The organism is Methanobrevibacter sp. (genome assembly GCF_036307625.1).
Lineage (GTDB): Archaea > Methanobacteriota > Methanobacteria > Methanobacteriales > Methanobacteriaceae > Methanocatella.
In genome coordinates this window covers 1-9,645 of record NZ_JAXJXF010000062.1, presented here as the reverse complement: position 1 = coordinate 9,645, position 9,645 = coordinate 1, and the positions used below count along the sequence as shown (strand labels likewise).

At 33.9% G+C, this 9,645-nt stretch carries 13 protein-coding genes; 11 read left to right on the top strand and 2 right to left on the bottom strand.

Annotated features, from left to right (window positions below; all coding sequences use genetic code 11):
- Positions 1-57 precede the first annotated feature (57 nt).
- From hemB to UIB65_RS03645, 11 genes are all read left to right on the top strand, one after another.
- Entirely contained in the window at positions 58-1,062 is a 1,005-nt protein-coding gene (gene hemB, locus UIB65_RS03695; RefSeq protein WP_330039776.1) for a porphobilinogen synthase, read from the top strand.
- The gene (locus tag UIB65_RS03690) at positions 1,059-1,937 is read left to right on the top strand and encodes a triphosphoribosyl-dephospho-CoA synthase (protein ID WP_330039775.1); all 879 of its coding nucleotides are present in this window, start codon (positions 1,059-1,061) and stop codon (positions 1,935-1,937) included. The genes hemB and UIB65_RS03690 overlap by 4 nt, the downstream gene beginning before the upstream one ends.
- Positions 1,938-2,021: 84 nt before the next feature.
- A complete protein-coding gene (locus UIB65_RS03685; protein ID WP_330039774.1) occupies positions 2,022-2,636 on the top strand; it encodes a TetR/AcrR family transcriptional regulator in 615 nt (204 codons plus the stop codon).
- A 4-nt stretch (positions 2,637-2,640) separates the two neighbouring features.
- Positions 2,641-3,255: an N-acetyltransferase gene (locus UIB65_RS03680; RefSeq protein ID WP_330039773.1), complete on the top strand. Its 615-nt coding sequence runs from the start codon at positions 2,641-2,643 to the stop codon at positions 3,253-3,255.
- A gap of 2 nt (positions 3,256-3,257) precedes the next feature.
- Entirely contained in the window at positions 3,258-3,989 is a 732-nt protein-coding gene (locus tag UIB65_RS03675) for an NAD(P)H-dependent oxidoreductase (RefSeq protein WP_330039772.1), read from the top strand.
- A 16-nt stretch (positions 3,990-4,005) separates the two neighbouring features.
- A complete protein-coding gene (locus UIB65_RS03670; protein WP_330039771.1) occupies positions 4,006-4,545 on the top strand; it encodes a DUF3795 domain-containing protein in 540 nt (179 codons plus the stop codon).
- A gap of 1 nt (position 4,546) precedes the next feature.
- Entirely contained in the window at positions 4,547-4,936 is a 390-nt protein-coding gene (locus tag UIB65_RS03665) for a putative zinc-binding protein (RefSeq protein WP_330039770.1), read from the top strand.
- A gap of 30 nt (positions 4,937-4,966) precedes the next feature.
- A complete protein-coding gene (locus tag UIB65_RS03660; RefSeq protein WP_330039769.1) occupies positions 4,967-5,620 on the top strand; it encodes a flavodoxin family protein in 654 nt (217 codons plus the stop codon).
- A 59-nt stretch (positions 5,621-5,679) separates the two neighbouring features.
- Complete coding sequence (locus UIB65_RS03655) at positions 5,680-5,916, top strand: hypothetical protein (protein WP_330039768.1); 237 nt, start codon at positions 5,680-5,682, stop codon at positions 5,914-5,916.
- 105 nt (positions 5,917-6,021) lie between these two features.
- Positions 6,022-7,563 (top strand): phenylalanine--tRNA ligase subunit alpha, encoded by a 1,542-nt coding sequence (locus UIB65_RS03650; RefSeq protein WP_330039767.1) that lies wholly within the window; start codon positions 6,022-6,024, stop codon positions 7,561-7,563.
- Positions 7,563-8,336 (top strand): exodeoxyribonuclease III, encoded by a 774-nt coding sequence (locus UIB65_RS03645; RefSeq protein ID WP_330039766.1) that lies wholly within the window; start codon positions 7,563-7,565, stop codon positions 8,334-8,336. The genes UIB65_RS03650 and UIB65_RS03645 overlap by 1 nt, the downstream gene beginning before the upstream one ends.
- Positions 8,337-8,355: 19 nt before the next feature.
- On the opposite strand, the gene UIB65_RS03640 is transcribed toward UIB65_RS03645, so the two are convergent.
- Together UIB65_RS03640 and UIB65_RS03635 are read right to left on the bottom strand one after the other, a co-directional pair.
- Positions 8,356-9,048 carry a TIGR02253 family HAD-type hydrolase gene (locus tag UIB65_RS03640; RefSeq protein ID WP_330039765.1) on the bottom strand — a complete coding sequence of 231 codons (693 nt, stop codon included), beginning with the start codon at positions 9,046-9,048 and terminating at the stop codon, positions 8,356-8,358.
- A 39-nt stretch (positions 9,049-9,087) separates the two neighbouring features.
- On the bottom strand, positions 9,088-9,645 hold a 558-nt coding region (locus tag UIB65_RS03635; protein WP_330039764.1), incomplete at its 5' end, for a DNA polymerase domain-containing protein.

Sequence of the window (9,645 nt, the reverse complement as noted above, 5' to 3'; positions counted from 1 at the left end):
ATATTTAGTAAAAATTTTAAATAATTCTAAATTGAAATAATTAAATAAGTGATTATTATGGAATTTCCGACAACAAGAATGAGAAGATTAAGAAAAAATGCTAAAATAAGAAACATCGTTCGTGAAACTAAACTTGAAAAGGATGATTTGATTTATCCGATTTATTTCAAGGAAGAACTTCAGGGTGATGAAAAGGAAGAAATTTCATCTCTTCCTGGTGAATTCAGATATTCATTGGATAGTGGAATTGAATTTGCAAAACAGCTGGAATCAAAAGGATTAAAATCAATTATTGTATTTGGAATACCAAAAGAAGAAACCAAGGATGAAATTGCTTCTCCTGATTATTCAGCAACAGGTATTGTTCAAAAAGCTGTAAGAAGACTTAAAAAAGAAACAAATCTTGTTGTCATAACTGATGTATGTTTATGCCAGTACACTTCTCATGGCCATTGCGGAATGATTGTCGAAAATGATGACACTGATGATGGAATTGAAATTTTAAACGATGAAACTTTACCTTACATTGCTAAAGTGGCGGTTTCCCATGCAGAAGCCGGAGCCGACATTGTAGCGCCTTCCGACATGATGGATGGAAGGGTTGGTGCAATCAGACAGGCTTTGGATGATGAAGGATATCAAAATGTAATGATTATGTCATATTCCGCTAAGTACGCATCTGCATTTTATGAACCGTTCCGTGTAGCTGCATGCTCATCACCTCATGCGGGAGATAGGAAATCATACCAAATGGATCCGGCCAATGCGGTTGAAGCTATTAGGGAATGTGAACTTGATGTGATTGAGGGATGTGACTTTTTAATGGTTAAGCCTGCACTTCCGTATCTTGATGTTGTTCGTATGGTTCGCGATGAATTCATGCTTCCTTTGGTTGCATATAACGTAAGTGGAGAATATGCAATGCTTATGGCTGCTATTGAAAAGGGATTTTTAACAGAACGCGCAATCACTGAATCATTGCTTTCTATAAAAAGGGCTGGAGCAGACTTAATAATCACTAACTTTGCACCATATATACTTTTGAATGATGTGATAGAATGAATCCTGATGAAATTGCTAAAATTGCTCAAATAGCTTCTGTACTTGAAGTTAGTGGATATCCTAAGCCTGGAAACGTTCATCGTACACGTGATTATGATGACATGGTCTTTGAAGACTTTTTAATTAGTGGAATTGTAATTGGGGATTCAATTCGTGAAGCATGCACTGATGTTGATATTGAAAACCCTAAATTGGGCAAATATATTCTGCAGGCTGTTGGTGAAACAGACAGGTGGATAAAAAACAATACCAATTTGGGAATCGTTATGATGATAACGCCTATTGCTGTTGCTGCTGCCATAAGTGATTCATTTGATGACATTCGCCAAAACATTAAATTGTTGATGGGAAATACTTCAGTTGATGATGCGTGTGATTTGTATGATGCAATAAATATCGCTGATGCAGGTGGAATGGGTGACCAGGATGAATATGATGTTGCAAGCGACAATGCTAAAAATGAGCTTAGGCAAAACAATCAGACAATGTATGATGTATTGAAAATTTCAGCTCCTTGGGACATGCTTGCACGTGAAATGACTTCAGACATGCCTGCCGTTTTTGAAATAGGCTATCCGACCTATCATGAGCTTAAAGAAGGAAAATCCCAAAACCATTCTTGTCTTTTGACATTTCTGACAATACTGTCTCATGTTCCGGATACTTTGATTTCAAGAAAATATGGTGATGAAGAGGCGCTTAAAATATCATTGATGACCAGAGATTTGCTTAAAATGAAGGATTCCGATGATTTTATGGATAGGGTTGCAGAATTTGATGACTATTTATTTAAAAATAAGTATAATCCTGGAACTACTGCAGATTTAACTGCAGCTTCAATTTTTGTAAGTTATTTGAAATCCAATTTCGAATAATCTTTTTTTCTTTTTTCTTTTAAAGTTCTTTTTTTAGACTAACAATCGTTAGTTTTATATTGTATAACTAACAACTGTTAGTTGATGAAGGTTAACAATAGGGATAAAATATTCGATGTTTCAATTGATTTGTTCTCAAAATTTGGCTATGATGGTGTTTCCGTCCGCCAAATTGCTGGTGAAGTTGGAATAAAAGAAAGCTCAATTTATAATCATTATAATAGTAAGGAAGCTATTTTGGATTCTATTCTAAATTTTTACATTGAAAAGATGCTGTCCGAAGACATACCTCTGGAGGATGCAAGCGCAAATTTGGATGTTGGTTTTGATTATTTTTACCGGGCTGGACTTAATGCATTTGCAACACAGCTATTGGATGAAAAGATGTCCAAAATCACAAGGATAATTCTGATTGAATCATATCACAACGATAAAATTAAGGAATTTCTCAAAAAAAGTATTATTGATGATGCAATTGATAGTTGGATTAATCTATTTGATTTGATGAAGTTCAAAAAGTTAATACGGGATGATGTTGACTCAAGACAACTGTCCGAATCGTTTTATAAATACGGTCTGTTTCTCTTGTATGAGCATTACATTATCAATTATCCTGAAGATGATGAGAAATTCGTCAAGGAACTGTGCGAAAAGTCTGAAAGACATATTAACTTATTATATAATTCTGTAAGGAGGTAATGATGTGAAAATTAGATTAGAAACTGAAAAAGACTTTTTAAAAGTGGAAAAACTAGTTAGAAACTCCTTTTGGAATGTTTATCGTCCGGGAGCATTTGAACATTATATTGTACATCATTTAAGAAATGATGAAAGCTTTATTAAAAATCTGGCTTATGTTATTGAATGTGATGGTGAAATTAGGGGTCACATTAATTATTCTGTAGGTTTCATAGACTATGGCGATGAAGAAACTGATGCTGTTGTTTTAGGTCCGATTGCTATTGATAATGATTATCAAAATATGGGATGGGGTTCAAAATTAATTAGCTATACGCTTGACTTGGCAAAAAGTGAAAATATTCCATTTGTTTGTGTAATAGGGGATGAAAACTATTATCACAGGTTCGGTTTTGAATCCGCATCAAAATACAATATCTTTTTGGAGGGAACAGATACAAATGATGAGTGTCCATTCTTCATGATTAGGATATTTGATGAAAGCAAATTGAAAAATAAGCAGGGAATATTCCATAATCCTGATGTATTCGATGTTGATGAAGGGGATGTGGATGATTTTGACAGGCAATTTGAATTTAAGGAAAAACTGGTTTTGGAAGGCCAACTCAAGGAGCTATGATTATGAAATATGTTATTATTAATGGGTCTCCTAGGCGTAAAAACACTTGGAAAATGGTTGAATATGCAAAAAATAATTTAAAAGGAGATTTTGAAGAAATTCATTTGATGAAAGAGAAAATTCCGTTATGCAACGGTTGCTATAACTGTATTGTGGAAGGTGAGGATAAATGTCCTCATAATGATAAAATCAAACCGATAATTGATAAGATGAAGGAAGCTGACGGGATTATAATTGCTTGTCCGGTATATGCATTGAATGTAACTGCTCTTTTGAAGAATTTCTTTGATCATACTGCTTATTTGTATCACAGACCAGAGTTTTTTACCAAAAAAGCATTGGTTGTCGTATCCACGGCTGGAATAGGTCAAAAGGATGTTGCAAAATATATTGATGAAACATTAAGGCATTGGGGAGTAAATAAGGTATATAAGATTACTTATGCCTACGGAGCAAAGGATTTGCCTGACATAAAAAACATTGATGAGATTTCTAAAAAATTTGGAAAAGATGTTGGATCCAAGAAATTGCACGGTCCAAAATTGGGTGATATTGTATTTTTTGATGTTTGGAAGGCCATGGCATTATCAAATAATCCGATTGAGGCAGATAAGGAATTTTGGTTTAAAAATGATTTGGTAAATAAGGATTTCGCCCCTGAAGTCAAATTAAATATTTTTAAGAAGTTATTTTCAAAAGTGATGTTTTTAATATTAAAGAGAGTTATAAAATAACTATTGGAGGTTATTCGTGAAAAAATTTAAAAGGGTTGATAAGTTATTTTCTCTATGCGGACTTAACTGCAGTTTATGTCCTTCATTTGTCAGAGGTAACTGTCAGGGATGTCAGCAGGGGAGTCATTGCGCTTTAATGTGTCCATTTGTGCCATGCAGTATTGAACATGGGGACATTGCTTACTGTTTTGAGTGTGAAGAGTATCCATGTAATCATTATGATGGTGTAGATAAGAAAGATTCATTGATTTCTCATTTAAATCAGTTTAAAGACATGCAAAAGGCTAAAAGTATTGGTATTGATGAATATCACAAAGAGCAATTGCTTAAAATTGATATTTTAAATGAATTTTTAGAAAAATATGACAATGGTCACAGGGATGTATTTTTCTGTTTGGCTGTGAATTTGATGGATGTTGATGATTTAAACATTGTTTTAAATCAAGCAAGTAAATTAAGGGGTAATGATAAATCGGATGTGGTTAAACAAATGTTGATTGACAGTGCAAGTAAAAGAGGCATTGTTCTTAAACTCAGAAAAGGTGATTGGTGGTAATATGGTGGATAAAATAGCTTTAGCACCATGTAATGGAATGAGTGCAAACGGATTGGTATCACGCGTTGCAGTTGGTGACTGCAGAAAAGAGAATGAAAATGCAATATCAATTTGTATGGGTTCTACATCTGCAGATATTGAAGGCAAAAACAATGAAATGCTTAAAAAATACCCAATAGTTGCGGTTAATGGCTGTCCAAATGGATGTGTCAACAAAATTCTTGAAAATAAGGGAATTGATGTGGATGGTACTATTCCAGTCAATGAAATTTTAAATGAATATGAAGTATCTGCAAAAGACCCTTTCAGATTGGACAGCGAAGCTGAAGAATGTGTAAAAATAATAAGGGAAGAATTAAGTAAAACAATTGAAAAACTTATGGGGCTATGATTAATAACTATGAAAAATATAAATTACATTATGAATGTAGTAGTTATTAATGCAAGTCCGAGAAAAAGAGGAAATACTGCAAAATTGTGCAAAAGTGTAGTTGATGGTGCAAAAGACAATGGATCAGATGTGAAATATATTGATTTGTACAGTTATGATTTTAAAGGGTGCATGAGTTGTTTTGCATGTCATTTAAAGAAGAATTTTGAAAATCCATTATGTTTCTGGAGAGATGATTTGAAAGAAATACTTAAAACTTGCCTTAATGCTGATTCGATAGTTTTGGGAACTCCAATTTATTATGGATCAATTTCTTCATATGCTCAGGCGTTTTTGGAAAGGCTGCTTTTTGCAGCTGATACCTATCTGATTGATGAAGATGGAAACAGAGTATCCAAAATTAAAAAGGAAGTAAAGACTGCAATGATTTACACAATGAATGTTCCAAAGGAAATGGACTACTTTAACGGTGAAGACCAGCTTGCTATAATGCGAGGATATTTGACAGCTATTTTCGGCGAGTGTGAGTCATTATATGCTTATGATACAAAGCAATTCAAACAATACTCCGCTTATGTAAACAACATGTTTGATCCAGATTTGAAAGAAGAAAGTGAAAAAACTCAATTTCCGAAAGACTTGAAAAAAGCTTATGAGTTGGGTCAGAGATTATCTGTTGAATAATTGACAAACTATTAATATAATAAATTTTTTAAATATACTTATTTATTGCTGGTTAGTTGTTGATTAAAATGGAAGGAAAAAGGATAGTGAGAGCCGTTTGTTCTTTTATAATACCAGGTATTGGACAATTTTTAAACGGTCATTTTGGTAGAGGTATTCTATTTCTAATAATATTCATCGGATTGCTAATTGCTCTTTCAGCAGTTTTAGGCAGGGTATTAATTGCTTATGTTATTGGTATTGTCTATAGGTTGCTAATAGCATTCGAGGCTTATTATTCCTATGATGATTTTTAATCCTTTTTTTTAAAAATTTTACTTTTTTTTAGTTTTAACATTATCTTTATAAGTAAATTTAAACATATATTATTATATTATCAATTTATAAATCATGGTGTTTAAATGAGTGAGGATATTAAAAAAACCATTAGAGAATTACATATTTATGAAAAGAAACTTTTAAAAGAACTTGAATCTAATCCTGAAGCAACTCCTGAAGCTATTGCTGAAAACACAGGTATGGATATTAAATCTGTTATGAGTGCGGCAGGTTCACTTGCTTCAAAAGACATTATTGAAGTGGATAAGGAAGTCAAAAAAACATATTCACTAACAGATGACGGGCTTGAATATGCAAATAATGGGCTTCCTGAAAGAAGAATTTTAGATGTCTTGGCTGAAAAAAAAGAAATATCTATGAAAGATTTGGCTTCCGAAGCAGACATTGATAAAAAAGAAACAGGTATAGCTCTTGGATGGTTACGACAAAAAAATTGGGCGCAAATCGATAAGGGCGTAATCAATATCACTGAAATGGGTAAAGATTTTGCCGATAAGGCTGGTGTTGATGAAAAAGTTTTGGAATATCTTAAAAACAATGCTGATGGTGTTAAACTTTTCACCGATGATTTAAGGGATGGATTTAAAAAATTGACTGGTAGGAAAAATATTTTAAATATTAAAAAAGAAACCTCACATTCTTTTAAACTCTTACCAAAAGGTGAAGCTATATTGAAAGAAGGTTTCACAATTCAAGAACAAGCTACTCAATTAACACACCAACAATTAAAAGAAGGAGAATGGAAAAACTTAGAATATCGTCCTTATGATATTAATGCAGAAGCACCAGTTGCTTTTGCAGGTAAAAAACACCCGTTAAGGGAAATCATTGATGAAATTAGGGAAATATTCTTAAATATGGGCTTTATAGAAGACAATGGTGAATATGTTGAATCTGCATTCTGGAACTTTGATTCACTTTTCCAACCACAGGACCATGCCGCCCGTGAAATGCAGGATACATTTTATCTTAAAAATCCTTTGACATGTGATTTGCCTGATGATGATTTGGTAAAACGCACTGCTGAAACTCATGAGACAGGTGCAGATACTGGTTCTATTGGATGGAAATATGATTGGAGTGAAGATGTTGCTCGTCAAAGTGTTTTAAGAACTCACACTACAGGAATCTCTACAAAACATTTGTTTGAACATGAACCTCCAATAAAAATGTTTTCTGTTGGAAGGGTGTTCAGAAGAGAAACATTCGATTATAAACACTTGCCGGAATTCCATCAGGTAGAAGGACTTGTTTGCGGTCCGGATATCAGTTATCAAAATCTTTTGGGTACCTTAAAAGAATTCTATAAGAAACTAGGTTTTGAAGTAAGATTCAGGCCGGCTTATTTCCCATACACATATCTGTCAACAGAATCTGAAATTTATCTTGAAGAAAAGGGCAGTTGGATTGAGCTTGGTGGTGCAGGAATGTTTAGGCCTGAAGTATTAAAGCCATTGGGCATTGACCAACCGGCATTGGCATTCGGTATGGGTATTGAAAGGCTTGCAATGATTAGATATGATGTTGAAGACATTCGTATGCTTTACAAAAGTGATATTAAATGGCTTCGTGATGTGCCTCTCACAAAAGGAGTGGAATTATAATGTCAATCAAGTTAGTTTCTTGGAATGTCAATGGTATTAGGGCAGTTTCTAAAAAAGATGAATTTTGGGACTGGTTTGACAATACTGATGCCGATATTATTAACTTTCAGGAAGTAAGAGCTGATAAAGATAAGATTCCTAAGAAATTAACTGATGTTGAAGGTTTCCAATCTCATTTTAATGAAGCTGAAAAGAAAGGATACAGCGGAGTTGGAACATATTCAAAAATTGAACCTGTTGAAGTTGTTAATGGTCTTGGTGTTGAGGAGCTTGACAGTGAAGGAAGGGTTTTAAGAATTGAATATCCTGAATTTATTTTATATAATATCTATTTCCCTAACAGTGGAATGAATGCAAAAAGACTTGATTTTAAGGTGGATTTCTGCAATGCATTATTGGACCAGATTGTTGAGCTGAAAAATCAGGGAAAAAACATTGTAATCACAGGGGATTATAACATTGCACACAATCCAATCGATGTTTACAATCCTAAAAACTGTGAAGGAAAATCCGGTTATTTGCCTGAGGAAAGGGCATGGTTGGATGAACTTGAAAAAGCGGGTTTTATTGATACCTTCAGAATGTTTGATGAAGGCGAAAACAATTTCACTTGGTGGAGTTATCGTACAAAAGCACGCGAAAGAAATGCCGGCTGGCGGCTTGATTATTTTTATGTCAATGAGGAAATCAAGGACAATGTAAAATCTGCAGAAATTTTAAATGATATTTTCGGTTCCGATCACTGTCCTGTGACCTTGGAACTTGAATTTTAAAAATAAGTTTGATTGGTGATTATAATATTGTGTTTACATCACCAATATTTTCAACAATTGCAATATCTAATTTTTCTTTTTTAATGTAATCCCTGTCGTCTTCGGTAATGTCTGAATTTACAAGAATGGCGCTCATGCCTGCATTTACAGCACCTAAGGCATCTTCTTTAAATTTATTTCCAATCATCACAGATTTTTCAGGGTTACCGTTCATTTTTCTTAATGCAACGTCATAGATTAATCTGTTTGGCTTGTCTTTACCGACCTCTTCTGAGGTGATTACTGCATCGAAAAATGAGTGCACATTGAGCCTTACTAATTTTTCCCATTGCTTTATTGTAATGCCGTTTGAGATTACGGCTAAACGATAACCTTGGCTTTTAAGATAGATTAATGTGTCAATGGTGTCTGGGAATGGTCTTAAAAGTGCCATTTTAACATTATGGTATGTAATCATTCCAAGCGCCACAAGCATAGGATCCTCATGGCCTAAAACAACCTGGGTTAAAACATTAAAATGTTTGCCGTAATTGGATCCTTTTTCTCTAATGATGGTTTTTAAAACACCATATGCTTCATCTTTATCTAAAGGCAGTCCATTATCTACCATTAATCCTATAGCTGCTTTTCTTGCAGTTTCAGCAAAATCAGATGTGTCAAGTAATGTACCGTCTACATCAAAAAAGACAACACGTTCATCATTGTTAATCATATGATTTACATTTATAGTTGTGATATGTTATAAATTTTTTTAGAAAAATGCATCCAAACTCTGTTGGACTTCACCACGTGCCATGTCCTGCAGGTCTTTTTTTGAGTATCCGAATGAATACATAATCCTTTCTATGGCAGGTATCATCTGATTGTTGATGTAATAGTCCTTGTCATATTCAAGTCCTTCACTGTATTCATAAGGAACGGCCCGTTGGCTGATGGAACCTTTTCCTTTTACAATTATGTACTGTACAATTGTGCCTCGTGTAACTTTAACGCCATGTTCTTCAATTTTTTTTGCAGCAACGACATGAGGTCCGACTTGTTTGTACTGGTCAAGTGGTTTGGTGATTTGGGTATGTATAATCAGTTCTTTATTGTCCACATCCCCATTTTTAATTCTTTTAAATACTTTTTTAACTTCTTTAATGGCTTTATCAGAATTTCCTTCCTTTAAAATAGCCATTAAAACTGCCTCTTGGGTGTTTTTAACGATAGGTGCCCAGTCTCTTCTAACCAATTCCAAACCTTTTGCTATAATTTCCCCATCTTCGATTACGGCATATCTCTTTTTGCTTACAAAGAATCCTCTTCT